Source organism: Bacillus haynesii, from assembly GCF_014042035.1.
Classification (GTDB): Bacteria; Bacillota; Bacilli; order Bacillales; family Bacillaceae; genus Bacillus; species Bacillus haynesii.
In genome coordinates, this window is record NZ_CP059494.1 from 4,183,550 (window position 1) to 4,201,217 (window position 17,668).

Annotated in this window: 17 protein-coding genes and 1 other annotated feature; of the genes, 14 read left to right on the plus strand and 3 right to left on the minus strand. The window is 46.0% G+C overall.

Annotated elements, in window-relative coordinates:
- The first annotated feature begins 47 nt into the window (after positions 1-47).
- The 13 genes from H2R00_RS20820 to motS all read left to right on the plus strand — a co-directional run bounded on the left by H2R00_RS20820 (position 48) and on the right by motS (position 12,957).
- Complete coding sequence (locus H2R00_RS20820) at positions 48-368, plus strand: thioredoxin family protein (RefSeq protein WP_003184462.1); 321 nt, start codon at positions 48-50, stop codon at positions 366-368.
- A 19-nt stretch (positions 369-387) separates the two neighbouring features.
- Positions 388-1,197 carry a DUF1444 domain-containing protein gene (locus H2R00_RS20825; RefSeq protein WP_154998892.1) on the plus strand — a complete coding sequence of 270 codons (810 nt, stop codon included), beginning with the start codon at positions 388-390 and terminating at the stop codon, positions 1,195-1,197.
- An 18-nt stretch (positions 1,198-1,215) separates the two neighbouring features.
- Positions 1,216-1,821, plus strand: coding sequence for a YtpR family tRNA-binding protein (gene ytpR / locus H2R00_RS20830; RefSeq protein WP_182070213.1), 606 nt, complete (start codon positions 1,216-1,218; stop codon positions 1,819-1,821).
- A gap of 185 nt (positions 1,822-2,006) precedes the next feature.
- Complete coding sequence (locus H2R00_RS20835) at positions 2,007-5,027, plus strand: DNA translocase FtsK (RefSeq protein ID WP_182070214.1); 3,021 nt, start codon at positions 2,007-2,009, stop codon at positions 5,025-5,027.
- A gap of 261 nt (positions 5,028-5,288) precedes the next feature.
- On the plus strand, positions 5,289-6,587 hold the full coding sequence (gene murC / locus H2R00_RS20840; protein ID WP_154998898.1) for a UDP-N-acetylmuramate--L-alanine ligase: 1,299 nt from the start codon (positions 5,289-5,291) through the stop codon (positions 6,585-6,587).
- A gap of 169 nt (positions 6,588-6,756) precedes the next feature.
- Positions 6,757-7,179, plus strand: coding sequence for a DUF948 domain-containing protein (locus tag H2R00_RS20845; protein ID WP_154998900.1), 423 nt, complete (start codon positions 6,757-6,759; stop codon positions 7,177-7,179).
- A gap of 3 nt (positions 7,180-7,182) precedes the next feature.
- Positions 7,183-7,599, plus strand: coding sequence for a YtxH domain-containing protein (locus H2R00_RS20850; RefSeq protein WP_154998902.1), 417 nt, complete (start codon positions 7,183-7,185; stop codon positions 7,597-7,599).
- Positions 7,600-7,619: 20 nt separating this feature from the next.
- On the plus strand, positions 7,620-7,946 hold the full coding sequence (gene ytxJ, locus H2R00_RS20855) for a bacillithiol system redox-active protein YtxJ (protein WP_154998904.1): 327 nt from the start codon (positions 7,620-7,622) through the stop codon (positions 7,944-7,946).
- 147 nt (positions 7,947-8,093) lie between these two features.
- Positions 8,094-8,753, plus strand: coding sequence for a tropomyosin (locus H2R00_RS20860; protein WP_244958262.1), 660 nt, complete (start codon positions 8,094-8,096; stop codon positions 8,751-8,753).
- Positions 8,754-8,967: 214 nt separating this feature from the next.
- A complete protein-coding gene (locus tag H2R00_RS20865) occupies positions 8,968-10,044 on the plus strand; it encodes a bifunctional 3-deoxy-7-phosphoheptulonate synthase/chorismate mutase (RefSeq protein ID WP_176275265.1) in 1,077 nt (358 codons plus the stop codon).
- 316 nt (positions 10,045-10,360) lie between these two features.
- On the plus strand, positions 10,361-11,362 hold the full coding sequence (gene ccpA / locus H2R00_RS20870; RefSeq protein WP_154998909.1) for a catabolite control protein A: 1,002 nt from the start codon (positions 10,361-10,363) through the stop codon (positions 11,360-11,362).
- Positions 11,363-11,456: 94 nt separating this feature from the next.
- Positions 11,457-12,275, plus strand: coding sequence for a flagellar motor protein MotP (motP, locus tag H2R00_RS20875; protein WP_076791151.1), 819 nt, complete (start codon positions 11,457-11,459; stop codon positions 12,273-12,275).
- Entirely contained in the window at positions 12,265-12,957 is a 693-nt protein-coding gene (gene motS, locus H2R00_RS20880) for a flagellar motor protein MotS (protein WP_182070215.1), read from the plus strand. Before motP ends, motS begins: the two co-directional genes overlap by 11 nt.
- Positions 12,958-13,019: 62 nt before the next feature.
- Here the strand turns inward: motS and H2R00_RS20885 are convergent, their stop codons facing one another.
- From H2R00_RS20885 to H2R00_RS20895, 3 genes are read right to left on the minus strand one after another with little or no spacing between them, the layout of a single operon-like run.
- Positions 13,020-14,180, minus strand: a complete 1,161-nt coding sequence (locus H2R00_RS20885) for an acetoin utilization protein AcuC (RefSeq protein ID WP_182070216.1) — start codon at positions 14,178-14,180, stop codon at positions 13,020-13,022.
- On the minus strand, positions 14,177-14,821 hold the full coding sequence (locus H2R00_RS20890; protein WP_154998915.1) for an acetoin utilization AcuB family protein: 645 nt from the start codon (positions 14,819-14,821) through the stop codon (positions 14,177-14,179). The genes H2R00_RS20885 and H2R00_RS20890 overlap by 4 nt, the downstream gene beginning before the upstream one ends.
- A 21-nt stretch (positions 14,822-14,842) precedes the next feature.
- The gene (locus tag H2R00_RS20895) at positions 14,843-15,475 is read right to left on the minus strand and encodes a GNAT family N-acetyltransferase (RefSeq protein ID WP_154998916.1); all 633 of its coding nucleotides are present in this window, start codon (positions 15,473-15,475) and stop codon (positions 14,843-14,845) included.
- A 155-nt stretch (positions 15,476-15,630) separates the two neighbouring features.
- On the opposite strand from H2R00_RS20895, the gene acsA reads away from it, so the two are divergent.
- On the plus strand, positions 15,631-17,349 hold the full coding sequence (acsA, locus tag H2R00_RS20900; RefSeq protein ID WP_154998919.1) for an acetate--CoA ligase: 1,719 nt from the start codon (positions 15,631-15,633) through the stop codon (positions 17,347-17,349).
- A 53-nt stretch (positions 17,350-17,402) separates the two neighbouring features.
- Positions 17,403-17,643, plus strand: a binding site (T-box leader).
- Positions 17,644-17,668: the final 25 nt, after the last annotated feature.

Here is a 17,668-nt window from a genome sequence, read left to right on the forward strand (position 1 = left end):
GTATGATCCGAATGGATGATAAGAACATATATTGGAGGCGTTGAGTGATGAAAACGATCGAGACGAATGAAGAATTGCAAAAAGTTGTGAAAGACGATTTATCCTTGTTGATGTTTTCGGCTGACTGGTGCCCGGACTGCCGTTTTGTAGAACCGTTTTTGCCAGAGCTTGAAGCGAATTATCCGGAATTTACATTCTATTATGTTGACCGCGACAAATTTATTGATACGTGCGCGGAGTGGGACATTTTCGGAATTCCAAGCTTCCTCGTATTTAAAGAAGGAAACGAAATCAGCCGCTTTGTCAGCAAAGACCGGAAAACGAAAGAGGAAATCGAGCAATTTTTGACAGATTCACTGAATAAGTAGCCGAAAGGAGAGTTCCCCTATGAAAATGACGTCAAGGAAACTTTCCGATATATTAAAAAAACGTTTGCAAAATGACAACTGGTCCTTTCATTTCGACAGGGAAAAAGACAGCTTGAGAATCGAGGATAAAAACACTGGAAAAGGCATTACACTCGAGCTCCCTGGGATCATCGCCAAATGGGAGCAGAAAAAAGATGATGCGATTGACGAAGTCGTCTATTATACTGAGGAAGCGCTCAATGCCATGAAAGGCCAGTCGCAGGAAATGGAAGGACGCGAAAGTCTGATTTATCCCGTCATCCGCTCAACTTCCTTTCCCGAGAAGTCCAGCGCAGGCGTTCCCTTGGTTTTTGACGGCCACACGGCTGAAACACGAATTTACTATGCGCTCGACCTTGGCAACACATACCGGCTGATCGATGAAAAAATGCTTGAAAAAGAGGGCTGGACAAAGGAAAGGATTCGGGAAACAGCTTCCTTTAACCTTCGCTCGCTCCAGACCGTTGTCAAAGAAGACACAGTTGCCGGCAATCACTTCTACTTTTTCAGAGCAAATGACGGCTATGACGCCAGCAGGGTGTTGAACGAATCGATTCTCGCAGAGTATGAGAAAAGCGCGGGAGGGACCCTCGCCGTGTCAATCCCTCACCAGGATGTGCTGATTATTGCCGACATCCGCAACAATGCCGGATACGATATTCTCGGGCAGATGTCGATGAGCTTTTTTGCAAACGGAACAGTGCCGATCACTGCACTTTCTTTCCTGTATGAGGATGGAAAGCTTGAACCGATCTTTATTCTGGCTAAAAACCGCCCTAAAAAGAAATGATAGAAAGGAATTTTTCTCATGAACGCATTTTATAATCCAGAAGGCGTAGGCGATACGCTGCTCATCTCATTGAACGATATTCCGCGCGAAGAGATCGCTTTTGAGCGGTACGGAGACGTCGTGAAAATTTTTCACAAAGACACAAAGGAAACAGCAGGCTATAACATTTTTAATGCCTCCTCATATTTGAGCATTGAGGAAAGCGGAGCTATTGCGCTTTCCGAATCCTTTGTCCAGGATGTGAATGAAATTCTGGTCCGCAACGGTTTGAAAGACGAGCTGACCGTCGACCTTTCTCCGAAGTTTGTGGTTGGATATGTCGAGGAAAAAGAAAAGCATCCGAATGCCGATAAATTGAGTGTCTGCAAAGTGAATGTAGGGAGCGATACGCTGCAAATCGTCTGCGGAGCTCCTAATGTTGAAGCCGGCCAAAAAGTCGTCGTAGCCAAAGTCGGAGCTGTGATGCCAAGCGGTATGATCATTAAAGATGCCGAACTTCGCGGAGTGGCGTCAAGCGGCATGATTTGTTCTGCCAAGGAGCTGAACCTCCCAGACGCGCCGAAGGAAAAAGGCATTCTTGTCCTTGATGACAGCCGTAAAGCAGGAGAAGCCTTTGCATTTTAACGGCATAAAATGAACAAAACTTTCGAATAGATGTAAAAAAGAAGCCGCTGGGTAGACAAACTTGGCGGCTTTTTTATTCGGGAGGGCGGACGCTTGAGAAGGACTTGTCCTTTTCTGGGTGGGGAAGCAGTGGTATACTTAAAACCGTCCCCGAAAAATTTAAGGGAGTTAGAGAGTGATGATTCATGAGCTGGTTTAATAAAATGTTCAGCCTGTTTTTAGGCGATGATGAAGATAATGAAAAACAAAAAAAGCACATAGAGGAATTTGAGGCGGATTCATCTTTAGAGGAAGACGAAGAGATGCCGCAAATATCCGACGCAAAAGTCGTATATGAATATCCAAAAGGGAAATTCCGCTTCCCGGTTATTCCTGATCAAAGCACGCGGCCGCGGGAAAAGGATGGCAGCCGAGAACAAAGGACCCGCCGTCCGGAAAGCCGGCATTCAGCTTCTCAGCCGAAACCCGGCAATTCATATCATAATGAAGAGAAAGCGGCGAGAAAACCTTTTAGGCCGTCCGTTATCCCATCACCGGTTTACGGCTTTCATGAACAGAAAAGGGCCAAGCCGGAAAATCATACATATCGTGCAAAAAAACAAACTGAAGCGCGTGTCACGTTGTTTAACGAAGAAATTGAAAAAGAGCAGAAGTTTGTTGGAAATAAGCAGCCGATACGAGAAGAAGCTTCCTTGCAAACTGAAAAGAACGGCCGTCCGCTGACCAAAAGCGAGAGCCGCAATCCGGCATGGCGTGCCGAATTCGAAGATGTCCCGCCGGTATCCACGGATATGGCGGAAGAAACGGATATCCGCCCAGAGCAACAGACAGAAGGTGCCGTGCTCGCCGAAGAAAAAGCGCTGGGGTATGAAGCTGAACAAACAGAAGCCCCTGTCTCAACGCATATTCCGGAAGAAACGGATATCCGCCCAGAGCAAAAGACAGAAGGTGGCGGGCTCGCTGAAGAAAAAGCGCTGGGGTATGAAGCTGAACAAACAGAAGCCCCTGTCTCAACGCATATTCCGGAAGAAACGGATATCCGCCCAGAGCAAAAGACAGAAGGTGCGGGGCTCGCTGAAGAAAAAGCGCTGCGGTATGAATCCGAACGAACAGAAAAACCTGTCTCAACGCACATTCCAGAAGAAACGGAATTCCGTCCAGAGCAAAAGACAGAAGGTGGCGGGCTCGTCGAAGAGATAGCGCTAGGGTATGAAGCTGAAAAAGAGAAAGCCTCCACATCTTGGAGCAAAACGACGGAAGAAGAAGCAATCCCCGCTCAACAAACGCCGGAACAAATTGAAAAGCTTTTGGATAAGATTGAGGAAACCGGAGAAGAGATGGAACCGGCAGAGGATGCAGAAGCCGTCACTGAAGAACAATGGAAGGCTAACGGCATGGACGAAACGCGTCCTGCCCCTTCAGTTACGGAAGAGCCGCACACTCATGGCCGCGACTCTGAAATATCCGTCCAGAGCGATGGGCCTTCCGATATCAAAAACCGGATAGATTCCAACGCGCCGGCTGACGTTCTTGAAGAAACAAACGGAAGCAGCCAGGCTGGCTGGAAACAAGAGCAGGCAGAAACGGAAAAGCCAACGCCAAGCGCGGGTGCACCCGAAAGCAGCGAACAGAACCGGGAGAGTAAAAGGACAGACGAGGGTCGGCCTGAAGCTCCGCGGAAGCGGGAAGCAGGAGCCGCTCCGGGATCGAAGAAAGGCTCTGTTCCGTTTAATGTCATGATGCTTGCGTCAGATAAACAAAAAGAAAAAGCGCCTCAAGGGTATCAGTTCCCGAATATGTCTTTGCTTGATGTGCCGCCGGCGCAAAAGCAGGATGATCAGGCCTGGATACACGAGCAGCGCGAGCTGTTGGACGTTACGCTTGAGAACTTCAATGTCAAAGCAAATGTCGTTCATGTCACCCAGGGGCCTTCTGTGACAAGGTTTGAAGTGCATCCTGAACCCGGAGTGAAAGTCAACAAAATTACAAATCTGTCAGATGATATTAAACTCAGCCTGTCAGCGAAAGATATTCGGATCGAGGCACCGATTCCGGGAAAAAATACGATCGGAATTGAAGTGCCGAATCTGCACAGCAAAATGGTTTATTTACGCGAAATGATCAGAAGTTCGGAATTCAGAACGAATCCGTCTCCTCTGACCGCAGCCCTCGGACTCGACATTTCCGGAAAGCCCGTCGTGGCTGATCTGAAAAAAATGCCCCACGGTTTGATTGCCGGGGCTACGGGATCAGGGAAAAGTGTATGCATCAACACGATCTTAGTCAGCCTGCTGTTTAAAGCGGCGCCGAGGGATGTAAAGCTTCTGCTTATCGATCCTAAGATGGTGGAGCTTGCTCCGTATAATAAAATTCCTCATCTCGTCAGCCCTGTTATCACAGATGCAAAGGCGGCAACTGCCGCATTAAAATGGGTTGTCGAAGAAATGGAGCGGCGCTATGAATTATTTGCCCATTCCGGTGTTCGGGAAATTGAGCGATTTAATGAAAAAGTCCGGGAACAGAACATGGGTGAAAAACTTCCTTATCTTGTTGTCGTGATTGATGAACTTGCCGACTTAATGATGGTCGCTCCGAATGAAGTGGAAGAGAGCATCTGCCGAATCGCACAAAAAGCAAGAGCGTGCGGCATCCACCTTCTGATTGCGACGCAGCGGCCTTCAGTTGATGTCATTACCGGCTTGATTAAAGCCAATATACCAACAAGAATAGCGTTTTCTGTTTCAAGCGCTGTCGATTCAAGAACGATTATCGATATGGCGGGAGCTGAAAAGCTTCTCGGAAAAGGGGATATGCTGTTCTTGGAGAACGGTTCAGGCAAACCGCTCCGCCTGCAGGGCAACTTTGTTTCCGACCGGGAGATTGATCGTGTCGTTTCACATGTCAGACGGCAGCAGGAGCCGAACTATTTATTTGAACAGGAACAATTGATCAGACAAAATCCGGCCGGATTTGATCAGGATGAACTGTTTCTTGAAGCGTGCGAATTTGCCGTGGAACAAAACAGCGCCAGCACTTCAAGCCTGCAGCGGCGCTTCCGCATCGGCTATAACAGAGCTGCCAGATTAATCGATATGATGGAAAGAGAAGGCATGATTTCTGAGGCGAAAGGGAGCAAGCCGAGAGAAGTCCTGATTACAAAGGCTGATCTGGAACAGTTAATAGAAAGTAGTTCACTTTTCAGCTAAACATGGTATGATAGCTGATGGGCGTGTTTTTTAGAGCGCCGCATATTAAAGCGCCGTCAGCGGCGTTTTAATCCGTTTTTAAGAGCACTTCCGCGAAAGGGTTCAAAAATCCTTTACGCAGGAGGTTTATTCACTCTTGAAAATGTCTGATACTGAATATAATTATGACTTTGAAGAAAACGATGCGGCCGGGTTTAGGTTGCAAATTGAAATAAGCGTCATATACTGGGAAGCAGATAGACGTTTGTTGGAGGTACAATTATGACTGTTTATCATTTTGTCGGAATAAAAGGGACAGGTATGAGTCCGCTTGCCCAAATTCTCCATGATAATGGATATAATGTCCAAGGATCGGATATCGAAAAGTACATTTTTACACAAACCGCTTTAGAGGAGAGAAATATCCCGATTTATCCGTTTGATCCGGAAAATATCAAGCCGGGAATGACTGTTATTGCCGGAAACGCTTTTCCCGACACTCATCCCGAAATTGAAAAAGCGCAAGCTGAAGGCCTGCCAGTCGTGCGGTATCATAAATTTCTCGGCGACTATCTGAAGAAGTTTACGAGCATTGCCGTTACAGGGGCACACGGCAAAACGTCAACGACGGGCCTTTTGTCTCATGTCATCCAAAAAGCAAAACCGACTTCTTATCTGATTGGAGACGGGACTGGAAAAGGCTGCGAAAACAGCGAGTACTTTGTGCTTGAAGCCTGTGAATACAGAAGGCATTTTCTGAGCTATCAGCCCGATTATGCGATCATGACAAATATTGATTTTGATCATCCCGATTATTTCGCAAATATCGATGATGTATTTGATGCATTTCAAACGATGGCATTACAGGTGAATAAGGGAATTATCGCATGCGGAGATGACGAGTATTTGATGAAAATCCATGCGAACGTTCCAGTCGTATACTACGGCTTTGCCGAGGAAAACGATTTTCAGGCGAGAAATGTCATCAAAAATACTGAGGGCACAACGTTCGATGTTTTTGTCAGGAACACATTCTACGACACCTTCTATATACCGGCATACGGCAGCCATAACGTTCTGAACGCTTTGGCCGTCATCGCCCTCTGCCATTATGAACAGGTCGATGTCGACATCATTAAAGAAGGATTGCAAACCTTTGGCGGCGTTAAACGCAGATTTAACGAAAAACATGCAGGCAGCCAAGTGCTGATTGACGATTATGCCCACCATCCGACTGAAATTACGGTGACGATTGAAGCAGCCAGACAGAAGTATCCGGAACGGGACATTGTTGCAGTATTTCAACCGCATACATTTACGCGCACGCAGTCATTCCTGAATGAGTTTGCCGAAAGCCTCAAGAAAGCCGATTATGTATATCTTTGCGATATATTCGGATCTGCCCGGGAAAACGCAGGAAAGCTGACGATCGGCGATTTGCAGGAGAAAATCCCGCAGGCGAAGCTGATTGATGAAAATGACACATCCATTTTAAAGGAGCATGAAAATGCGGTGTTAATTTTCATGGGCGCAGGTGACATTCAAAAGTATTTAAAAGCATATGAAAATGTATTAGCATAATTAGAAAAAAGGCAGTGTGAGTCAATCCGCTGCTTTTTTGTACATATGAGGCCGGGAGTTTTCAGTTAAAGGAATTCACCCGTGCGTGTAGAAAAAGTAAATATAGAGGTTTACGATTTAAACAATTGGGTATACATCAATTGTAAGACCTTAGCTCGAGGAGGATAAGATGATTATTATTCTATATTTAAGCGCCGCACTCATCGCTGTCAGTTTTCTTATTTTGGTTATCTATTTATCAAAAACATTAAAATCGCTTCAAGTCACACTTAATCATGTTGCATCAACGCTGGAAGGTGTTGAAGGACAGATGAAAGGCATCACCGCTGAAACAACGGAGCTCCTGAATAAGACGAACCGGCTCGCTGATGATATTCAGGAGAAATCTTTGAAGCTGAATACGGTCGTGGATGCCGTTCAGGAAGTCGGTACATCGGTCAGGCAGTTTAACAATTCCATTCAGCAGGTTTCACAGTCCGTCACATCAGCCGCAGAGCAAAACCGTGAAAAAATTTCCCAAGTTGTCAGCTGGAGCAATGCAGCTTTGGAAATTTGGAATAGATGGAAACAAAAGAAGATGAAGGAGGAATAATATATGAGTAAAGATGGAATGAATACTAAGGATTTTTTAATCGGCACATTTGTAGGCGGAATCATCGGGGCAGCTGCGGCTTTATTTTTAGCGCCGAAGTCAGGGAAAGAGCTTCGCGATGACCTTGGAAATCAGGCCGTCGTTTTAAAAGATAAGACCGGAAAGCTCACAAGCGAAGCGAGGGAGAGAGGTTCTGAGTACGTCAGCATCGCCAAAGAGAAGACATCTTCGATTTCACAACTTGTTGCCGACCAGTCTTCACAGATTATGGATAAAGTCAAAGACTTGCGAAGCAAGGGTGCCGAAAAAGCTGATGAATTAAAGGAAGAAGCATCGTCTGCAATCGAAGAACAGGCTGAAGAAGCCAAAAATGAAATAGAAGATGAAGCAAGGGAAACAGCAGATACCGCCCAGAAATAACTGAGGAAAGGGAGATCACCGTGTCGAAACAGCTCATTCAAACAGAGGATGAATTTAAAAGGCTTGCAGAAAACAACGATACATTTATCTTTTTGAAACACAGCGTGACATGCCCGATCAGCAGGCGCGCGTTTGAAGAATTCGAATCATTCGCCAATCAGCATGAAGACATTCCGGCTTATTATTTAAAAGTGCAGGAAAGCCGACCGCTGTCAAACTATATCGCTGAGCAGTACGAGATTAAGCACGAAAGTCCTCAAGCCTTCATTTTTACAAACGGGAACGTGAAATGGCATGCCTCCCATTCGCAAATTACCGCTCAAGCACTTGCGGAAAACAGCAGATAATCCATAGTAAAACGGCCAAGACGTATAGCGTTTTGGCCGTTTTCTATGTTGTTATGATGCTTTTGCCTCATGGAAATGCCTTTTTAGGAAAATGTATCGTTTGCCCCAACGTTGTGCGATATAATTAAGCAAGCGGGAGGTGATGTGATGAATGCCGAATTAAAGGACATGCTTCAGTCGGTTCTCAAAGAAGAACTGCTTCCGATCACTCAGCGGCTCGATGGGATTGACAAGCGCTTAGGCAAGATCGACGGTCGCTTCGATGAGGTGGACGAACGCTTCAAAGAAATCGATGAGCGCTTCAATGCAGTGAACGAACGTTTTAATGAAATGGACGAGCGCTTTAAAGAAATAGACGGTCGCTTCGATGAGGTGGACCAACGCTTCAAAGAAATAGACGGTCGCTTCGATGCAGTGAACCAACGCTTCAAAGAAATAGACGGTCGCTTCGATGAGGTGGAGGAACGTTTCAAAGAAATCGATGAGCGCTTCAATGCAGTGGACGAACGCTTCAAAGAAATAGACGGTCGCTTCGATGCAGTGGAGGAACGTTTCAAAGAAATGGACGGTCGCTTCGATGCAGTGGAGGAACGTTTCAAAGAAATGGACAAGAGGCTTGACAGGCTCGAGACAGATGTAAATGATCTGAAAAAAGGGCAAGAACAGCTCCCGAAAACGATCATCGAAAATATTGGACAATTTACGGAGAACATCATCGAATATGCAGATGATAAGGCAGCGGCTTTGAATGACAGGGTTTTTAACGTTGAAACCGCAATACAGAGACTATACAAGTTATCAAGTTAAAGAATCAATGCATGATTCTTTTTTTTTTATAAATTCCCGATAAACACCCACACAGCAAGGGATAAACTGCATACGATACTTTATCACTTAAAAGCGTTTGGGTAATAAAGAATTTTTTCGTGACATTTTAAGAAACATTGTTTATAATAAACCCTAATCAATTGAATCATTCTTATTTTCATAGAGGGTGAAGTTAAAAGAAAGGATGGATAACATGAGCAACACTGAACTTGATTTGCTGAGGCAGCAGGCGAATGAATTAAACTTGCAAATATTAAAGCTGATTAATGAGCGAGGAAGAATCGTTCAGGAGATTGGAAAAGCGAAGGAAGCACAAGGCATCAACCGCTACGATCCAGTCAGAGAAAGAACGATGCTGAACGAAATTATTGAAAATAATGACGGACCGTTTGAAAACTCGACGATCCAGCATATCTTCAAAGAGATTTTCAAAGCTGGACTTGAGCTGCAGGAAGACGATCACAGCAAAGCGCTGCTCGTTTCCCGCAAGAAAAAGCCTGAAAATACGATCGTTGATCTGAAAGGCGAAAAAATCGGCGACGGAGAACAAAGATTTATCGTCGGTCCGTGTGCGGTTGAAAGCTATGAACAAGTAGCGGAAGTCGCAGCAGCAGCTAAAAAGCAAGGCTTAAAACTCCTTCGCGGCGGAGCTTTTAAACCACGTACAAGCCCTTACGACTTCCAAGGTCTCGGCGTTGAAGGCCTGCAAATCTTAAAGCGTGTTGCTGATGAGTATGATCTGGCCGTCATCAGTGAGATCGTGAACCCGCAGCATATTGAAGAAGCCATTGATTACATCGATGTCATCCAAATCGGCGCCCGCAACATGCAAAACTTCGAGCTCTTAAAAGCGGCCGGTTCAGTGAAGAAGCCGGTTCTGCTGAAGCGCGGACTTGCCGCAACGCTGAAGGAATTCATCAATGCAGCGGAGTACATCATGTCGCAGGGCAATGATCAAATCATCCTTTGTGAACGCGGAATCAGAACGTATGAAACAGCGACTAGAAATACGCTTGATATCTCAGCTGTGCCGATCCTGAAGCAGGAAACTCACCTTCCTGTATTCGTGGATGTCACTCATTCGACCGGACGCCGCGACCTGCTGCTTCCGACAGCAAAAGCAGCGCTTGCGATCGGAGCTGACGGTGTCATGGCCGAAGTCCATCCTGATCCTTCTGTCGCACTTTCCGACTCTGCTCAGCAAATGGATATCCCGACTTTTGAAAAATGGTTAAATGAACTGAAGCCGCTCGTTCAAGTAAAAGCATAAGCTTCGTTTATGGACCGCTTGCGAGCGGTCCTTTTTTTGCGTTGTCATCAAAAATTGTCGAAAAAATGTCTTATTTTAAATTAAAAAGCTGTTTATTCTTATTTAAATTAATTATAAAAATAAAGGGAACGTTTTCATATTAGGTAAAACCGTGTATAATTTCAGAGAGCCCCTTTTGTTTTGGCAGGTTATGAAAAATAATGTAAACTGGTGTTCTGTTTATTTTACATAAAGTTTTACATTTTGACATTTCTCTACATGAAAATGTTTATGCTATAGGAAAAGAAAAGTGTACCCAGTTGAAGGAGTGGTAAAAATGAGTAATGTGACAATATATGATGTAGCACGCGAAGCAAATGTAAGTATGGCAACCGTTTCCCGGGTCGTCAACGGGAATCCGAATGTCAAGCCGACGACGAGAAAGAAGGTGCTTGAAGCCATCGAGCGCCTTGGCTATCGTCCAAACGCAGTGGCAAGGGGTCTGGCAAGCAAAAAGACGACGACTGTCGGCGTGATCATTCCCGATATTTCCAGTATCTTTTATTCAGAGCTGGCGAGGGGAATCGAAGATATCGCAACGATGTACAAGTACAATATTATTTTGAGCAACTCCGACCAGAATATGGACAAAGAGCTTCATCTTTTGAATACGATGCTAGGAAAGCAAGTTGACGGTATCGTCTTTATGAGCGGAAATGTCACTGAAGAGCATGTGGAGGAATTTAAGCGGTCACCGGTTCCGATCGTGCTTGCGGCATCTGTTGAAGAAAAAGGGGAAACGCCGTCGGTTGCGATCGATTATGAACAGGCGATTTATGATGCGGCAACCATGCTGATTGAAAAAGGCCATAAGCGTCTTGCCTTTGTATCAGGACCTATGACTGAGCCGGTGAATCAAGCGAAAAAACTGCAAGGCTTTAAAAGAGCGCTTGAGGATAAGGGGCTGCAATTTAAGGAAGAGTATGTCGCAGAAGGCGATTATACGTACGATTCAGGAATGGAAGCGCTGGAGGCGTTAATGAAGCTGGATGAAAAACCGACAGCTGTCCTGTCAGCTACAGACGAAATGGCGCTCGGCGTTATTCACGCAGCACAGGATAAAGGACTGGCTATTCCGGATGACCTTGAAGTGATCGGTTTTGACAATACAAGGCTTTCATTAATGGTGCGGCCGCAGCTGTCAACTGTCGTCCAGCCGACGTATGATATCGGTGCCGTAGCGATGAGGCTTCTGACAAAGCTGATGAACAAAGAGGAAGTCGAAGAGCATATTGTCCAACTGCCGCATCGCATTGAACTCAGACAATCAACAAAATGATCATCATTAAATAACGAGAAAGAAAGCAAGTGTTCACAGCTTTTTTCGTGAATTGCTTGCTTTCTTTTCCTTGAGCTGGAGAGATTATGAAAAAATGAAACGATTTGATTATCTGACACCGGTCGGTTTTATTTTGGGTATTTTCATTTTAGTGATCGGCGTTGTCTCTGGAGCGGGGCTTTCCGGTTTTTATTCGTTTATCGATTTGACGTCTTTCTTTATTGTGACGGGCGGATTGTGTGCAGCTGTTTTCATCAGCTTTTCCCCGAAAGATTTAAAAAGAGCGCCGGCTGTGCTGAAGCAGGTCTTTATTTCGGAAGAAGATGATGTGCGCGACTTGGTCAAAACCTTTGTCAGCCTGTCTGAACAGGCGCGCAAACAAGGAATTTTATCATTGGACGCCAATATCAATGAAATGAAAGACCCGTTTTTGAAAAAAGGCCTGCTTCTTGCCATCGACGGATGGGATGAGGAGACGATCCGCAATGTGATGATCTCGGAAATTGCCGCAATGGAAGAAAGGCACAGAAAGGGAAGAAGGATCTTTGAAAAAGCAGGGGAATTTGCGCCTGCATGGGGAATGATCGGGACCCTTGTCGGACTCGTCATGATGCTCAAAAACCTGAACAAGCCGGAAACGCTCGGTCCGAATATGGCGATCGCCCTTTTGACGACGCTTTACGGATCACTTTTAGCCAACATGCTGTTTATACCGATTGCCGCAAAGCTTGAAGAAAAGACGGAGAATGAAATCTTTAAGAAGCAGGTTATGATCGAAGGCATCATCGGCATCCAGTCGGGAAGAAATCCGCGAAACCTGGAAAGTCAGCTTGTCGTTTTCAGTTCGAAAGAAGAATGGGCAAAAAAGCGGGCGGATCACATCAAACAAAAGGACAGGGCTCATGAAGCTTAGACGTGAACGAAGGAAACGCGAGCAGGGCCGCAAATCGTCAAACTGGATCATCACGTTTTCAGATTTGATCACGCTCATCCTCGTGTTCTTTATTTTATTGTTTTCAATGTCGCAAATCGATTTAAACAAATTTAAAGCAGCAGTCGGTTCATTTCAAGACAGGTCCGACGGCAAATCCGCCGCAGAGCTGAAGAAAGAAGACGCGGGCGATCAGACGGCTGAAAAAACGGCTAAAAGCCAAGATGATTTATTAAAGAAAATCAATGACTATATTGAAAAAAATGAACTGTCAAGTTTGATTGCGGCCAAGCGTGACGAACGGGGCGTCATCCTCGTCCTTCAGGAAGTGGTTTTGTTTGATTCGGGGAAAGCGGATCTGAAAGACCAAGCTCACCCGCTTTTGCATAAAATCGCCGTTCTTCTCAAATCGGTGTCCAACCCGATCCGTGTGGAGGGGCATACGGACAGCCGCCCGATTTCGACTTACCGTTTTCCATCCAATTGGGAGCTTTCTGCGGCAAGGGCGAGCACTGTGATCGGCTACTTTACATCGAAAGAGAAGCTCGACTCTTCGCGCTTTCTTGCCATCGGTTATGCCGATACAAAACCGGTCAAGGACAACCGTACAGAGAGCCATATGAAGGAAAACAGGCGCGTCGAAATTGTCATCGCAAAAAAATAAATGAGAAGAAAGCAAGGTCTTGCATAAAAGCAAGGCCTTTTCTGTGTGCCGGAATTTTCGCGTTAAGTGGTACGCTGGGCAGAGCGAATCGGATAAAGGGCTTTGGCAACGGTTTGTGCGTTTTTTTCCGTTATTTCGGCTTTTCTTGGAATTGGAGGATACAAATCTTCCGGATCGGACCAGTTGGCAGGAAGCCGGACAGATGCCTGTTTCCCCCATTTTTTCAGCCATTTTTCAGGCACCTTATCCTCTGGTTTCATCCCTTTCATTTCAAGCCAAATTCTTGACCACGCTCTCGGTACGACGCGCCAAATGTCATAGCCGCCTCCGCCGACAGCGATCCATCTTCCGTTGCAATAGGTGTGTGCAAGTTCGTGAGCGAGCTTTGGAATCTCTTCGTAAATCTTCATTGTCGTGCACAAGTGTGTCAGCGGATCGTAGTAATGCGCGTCAGCTCCGTTTTGCGACAAAATAACGTCCGGTTTGAAAAACGCGGCTATTTCAGAAACAGCCGTCCGGTAGGAATCAAGAAAAGACTCATCTTCTGTGAAGGCATCTAGCGGGATATTAAAAGCATAGCCATAGCCTTCGCCATGACCTCTTTCCTGAACCTGACCTGTTCCAGGGAAAAGGTAGCGGCCTGTTTCGTGAATCGAGACGGTGCATACGGAAGGATCATCATAGAACGTAAACTGCACCCCGTCGCCGTGGTGGGCGTCTGTATCAATATATAAAACTTTCGCATGATATTTTTTCTGCAAGTAACGTATCACTACTGAACTGTCGTTATAGACACAAAAGCCTGAAGCTCTTCCTCTGAACCCGTGGTGAAGCCCGCCTCCGAGATTGAGCGCGTGTCTTGCCTTGCCCGTCATGACATAGTCTGCAGCTGTCAGCGTTCCGCCTACCAAAAGGGAGGCGGCTTCGTGCATCCCGGCAAAGACAGGGGTATCTTCCGTTCCAAGCCCGTAATTTTCGCTTTCGGCCGCCGGGAGCTTTCCCGCCCCTGCAAGCTGGACGGCCCTGATATAATCGCCTGTGTGAACAAGACCGAGCTCGGTTTCTGTCGCTACGCGCGGGGCAATCGTTTCTCCCGGTTCAAATGCGCCGACCGTGTTCAAAAGATCGTATGTCACATAGACGCGCAGCTGATTAAACGGGTGGTCTTGATGAAATTGATAGGTTTGGTAAGAGGGAGAAAAAATAAATACGCTGTCCTTCATGGCAAATCCCTTTGAACAGCCGGCCAAAGAACCTGATACCCTTTGGATTTCATGTCTTTGATGATAGAGGCGGGATTCATCGTTTGCACGCGAAACACGAGTATTTTCGAATCATCTTCATCACCGGGATATACGAGCACGCTCAATATGGCGATTTGGCGCCTGCTGAAAATGGCGCTGATATCAGCGAGGCTTCGGGCGATATGATCGGTTTTAATTTCGATTTGAGAGCCAGGAAAATGGGCTCCTGTCAGCTGGACGAACGTATGCAGCAAATCGGATTTTGTCACGATGCCGACAAGCTTTCCGTTTTTTACGATCGGGAGGCAGCCGATTTCGTGTTCAAAAAAGACGGCTGATATTTCTTCGGCAAAATCAAGCGGGTGACCGGTGATCACTTCTTTTGACATAATCAGTTCCACCGGCTTTTTTAAATCTTCGTGAGATCTGTTTTGGGCAAAAATACTCGGACTTGCTGTTTTGACGTCCCTGTCCGTGACAATGCCTATGACCGTTCCCCGTTCATTGATGACGGGAAGGTGTTTAATGCGGAATGTTCGCATGCGTTTGATCGCTTCTTCAATCGTATCCGTTCTGGAAAGTGTCACAACATCCCGTTTCATGATTTTTTCAACAATCATATTCAGGTCCCCTTTGCTCCCTTAATACATAAAACGATTGTGGAATCTGAGTCTGTCAAAACGCTCGATCGATTCCTGATTGACCTCTTTTCCGATGCGGGCCATTAAACAGTTGGCGGGATGGGAGCTGATTTCCGGATCGTCTGTCGCAAACCAGACAAGTCCTCCGGCATTCATCATCTTCTCCATCATTTTTCTGTATTCCCAAACATCTTTGTTAGTCCCCTTTAGATCCCAATGCCAGTAATATTCAGTCGTGATGATAATATATTTTTCCATCTGCGGATCCATCATGCTGACCGCAAGCAGCGTCTTCCCGACAGAGTGACCCCTGAACGCAGGAATGACTTCGATGGCTCCAAGCTCAATTAAATTTTCCATGTTTCCTTCAGACCATCTTTCAAGCGGGTCTGGATAGACATATGTCACATAGCCGACAATGGTTTGCCGGAAACGGGCGATGATGATTCGTCCTTCGGGAAGCCCTGCGATTTCGATTAATGCTTCATGTTGTTTTTGAGATGGGCGAAAGGCTGTAAGCTCGTCATGAAATTCATATTGTGCGAGTTTTTCAGGACTGATAGGACCCTCTATCAGCACGGAGCCTTTCTCGGTCTGCAATTCTTTGGCATGATAAGTTTTGTGATGCTCCACGTATCCACCGCCTTACATCTTAGTTGAAGTCTTTTATACTTAACATACCAAAATATTAAGCGTTTTCATAGGATAGAGTAGTATTTTTTAAAAATTGAGAAAATAAAAAATCTATACTATAATATATTTTGATGATCGAACAAAGGGGGATGGACATGGAATTGAAAGCGCTGCCAGCAGAAAAGGGAAATTACAACTTGAATAACTATGATGAAGCATACCGGACATTTGACTGGAAGGATGCTGAAAAACATTTTTCATGGCACAAAACGGGAAAAATCAATGCAGCTTATGAAGCGATCGACCGCCACGCTGAATCAAATCTGAAAAACAAAGTGGCATTTTACTACAAAGATCCGGTCCGCGAAGAAAAGTACACCTTCAGAGAGATGAAAAATGAAACCAATAAAGCCGGGAATGTCTTAAAGCAGCATGCCAATGTGAGAAAGGGAGACCGTGTGTTTGTTTTTATGCCGAGATCACCCGAGCTTTATTTTATTCTTCTCGGCGCTGTCAAATTGGGAGCCATTGTCGGGCCGTTATTTGAAGCGTTTATGGAAGGTGCCGTCAAAGACAGGCTTGCAAACAGCGGAGCGAAGGTTATCGTGACGACGCCGGAATTGCTTGAACGGGTGCCGGCCGATGAACTTCCGGATCTTGAATCTATCATTGTCGTTGGAGAAGGTGTAAAGGAGGAAGGACCTGTAATCGATTATTACGCGAAAGCGGCGGAAGCAGGCACTGATCTTGAGATTGAATGGATGGATCAGGAAGACGGGATGCTGCTTCACTATACATCGGGTTCAACCGGCGCGCCAAAAGGGGTTCTCCACGTCCATAAAGCGATGATTCAGCATTATCAAACAGCCAAATGGGTTCTTGATCTGCATGACGATGACATCTATTGGTGCACCGCTGATCCCGGCTGGGTCACCGGAACGGTTTACGGGATCTTCGGTCCGTGGCTGAATGGAGCAACGAATGTCGTCGTAGGCGGCAGATTCAGTCCTGAGGCATGGTACGAAACGATTGAAAAAATGGAAGTGACGGTATGGTACAGCGCGCCAACGGCTTTCCGGATGCTGATGGGTGCAGGCGACGATCTTGTGAACAAATACAATCTAAGCTCATTACGGCATATTTTAAGCGTAGGGGAGCCGTTAAATCCCGAAGTCATCAGATGGGGGCATAAAGTCTTCGGCAACCGGATTCATGATACATGGTGGATGACTGAAACAGGAGCGCAGCTCATCTGCAATTACCCGTGCATAGAAATTAAACCGGGATCAATGGGCAAGCCGATTCCCGGTGTAGAGGCTGCGATCGTCGACAACCAGGGAAATGAACTGCCTCCTTACAGAATGGGGAATCTCGCCATTAAAAAAGGCTGGCCGTCGATGATGCATTCGATCTGGAACAATCCTGAAAAATACAGCTCCTATTTTATGCCGGGTGATTGGTATGTGTCAGGCGATTCCGCCTACATGGATGAAGACGGATACTTCTGGTTCCAGGGACGGATCGACGATGTCATCATGACATCAGGCGAGCGCGTCGGCCCGTTTGAAGTCGAGAGCAAGCTTGTTGAGCATCAAGCTGTCGCTGAAGCCGGCGTCATCGGCAAACCGGATCCTGTCCGCGGTGAAATTATTAAAGCGTTCATCGCCTTGAGAGACGGTTATGAACCGTCAGATTCGTTAAAAGAAGAAATCAGGCAGTTCGTGAAACAAGGCTTGGCCGCACATGCCGCGCCAAGGGAGATCGAATTTAAGGATAAACTGCCGAAAACAAGAAGCGGAAAGATCATGAGACGCGTCTTGAAAGCATGGGAGCTGAACCTACCGGCAGGCGATCTCTCATCGATGGAAGACTGATGTCTCATTGACAATGCAAAAATATTATGTTAAAAAAGATTTAGTCGAATATTCAAAAGGTGAAGACTGAGATCAGTAGAACGCATCCTTCCCTGTCTTAGAGAGCTGATGGCCGGTGAAAATCAGCACATATGGATGGTTTGAATTACACTCATGAACCGCTTTTGCGAAAAAAGCCTTTCGGGCTTTGTGTAGCAGAAGAACGGAAGCTTTTCCGTTATCAACGAGAGTGAAAAGAGCGCGGCCATGCGTTCTTTTAAGCAGGGTGGTACCGCGATTTTTATCGTCCCTTCGTTTTTGCGAAGGGGCGTTTTATTTT